Annotated in this window: 1 pseudogene; it reads right to left on the bottom strand. The window is 77.2% G+C overall.

The annotated features are described in order from the left end of the window. Positions 1-284 precede the first annotated feature (284 nt). A pseudogene (locus tag ABZY57_RS18250) lies at positions 285-1,436 on the bottom strand (ATP-binding protein); the annotation flags it as partial.

Genomic DNA, 1,436 nt, shown 5'->3' with positions numbered 1-1,436 from the left:
CCGACCGCGGGCGCCGCCACCACGGACGCCATCACCGCAGGCCCAGCACCCACAGGTTCCGCGCGCGCCGGTTCCGCACACACCGGGTCCGCGTGCGCCGGTTCCGCGTGCGCAGGTTCCGCGTGCGCAGGTTCCGCGTGCGCAGGTTCCGTACGGGACGCCCTGCCCGGTGCCACCGGCGGGGTGCCGGAGGGCTCCGGCGCGGACAGGGGCACTCGTACCGGCTCCAGCCGCGGTGCGCCCGCCCCCTCGCCGGTCCCCCAGGAGGTGGCCCGGGAGCCGCCCAGGGCGTCCGCGGCGCTCGGCGCCTCGGCCCCCAACAGCTCCTGGGGCAGGACCAGTACGGCGAGCACGCCGCCGTAGATGTTCGACTTGAGCTCGACGGCGATCCCGTGCCTGCGGGCGAGCGCCGAGACGACGAACAGGCCGATCCGCCCGTCGGCCAGCAGGTGCCGGACGCTGATCTGATCGGGGTCGCCGAGCAGGGCGTTCATCCGGTGCGCTTCCTCGGGCGGCATGCCGAGGCCCCGGTCCTCCACCTCGACCGCGATCCCGGCCGTGACCCGCTCCGCGCGCACCACGACATCGGTGTCGGGGGCGGAGAACACGGTGGCGTTCTCGACGAGTTCGGCCAGCAGGTGCACGACGTCGGCGACGGCGTGGCCGCGTACGGAACCGCCCGCGGGCGGCACCACCTTGACGCGGGTGTACTGCTCGACCTCCGCGACCGAGGAGCGCAGTACCTCGCTCAGGTCGACGGGCCGGGTCCACTGACGGCGCGAGGCGGCTCCGCCGAGCACCGCGAGGTTCTCCGCGTGGCGCCGGATCCGGGTGGCGAGGTGGTCGACGTGGAAGAGCTCCTTGAGCAGGTCCGGGTCCTCGACCGTGTCCTCCAGGTCGTCCAGCAGCGAGATCTCGCGGTGCACGAGGGACTGGAGGCGGCGCGCGAGGTTGACGAAGACCTCGACCTTGCGGTCGCTGTCGGAGGGCGCGACGGGGCCGCCGAGGCGGACCAGGGTCGCGTGGGCCTGCTCGCGGGCACCGCGCAGTTCCTGCGAGAGCAGCCAGAACTCGTCGATTCCCGCCGTCTCGGCACCGAAGGACGGCCCGGTCGGGCCGCCGCGCACCGGGCGGGCGGGCAGCTCGCCCCGCTCCAGCCGGTCGGCGGTGGTGTGCAGCTCCTGGCGGCCTCGGGCGCTGGAGCGGCGCAGCGCCTCGCAGCGGTCGCGCACGGTCTTGGCCGCGCGCTGGGCCCCGAGCAGGGCGGCCGCGAGCGCTCCGGCGAAGAGCAGGGCGCAGCCGCTGAGCACCGGCCACAGCCGGGGGGGGGGGGGGCGCGGGCGCGCGCCCCGCGCCCCCGCGCGGGGCTGCGCGCCGCCCCGCGGGCGGCCGCGGGCGCGCCGGGGAAGCCGGGGGCGGGGCCGGGGGTGGGGGCG

It is taken from the genome of Streptomyces sp. NPDC006450, from assembly GCF_040612195.1.
GTDB lineage: Bacteria > Actinomycetota > Actinomycetes > Streptomycetales > Streptomycetaceae > Streptomyces.
Note: the sequence above shows the minus strand (reverse complement) of the source record. Positions and strands in the feature narration are given on the sequence as shown.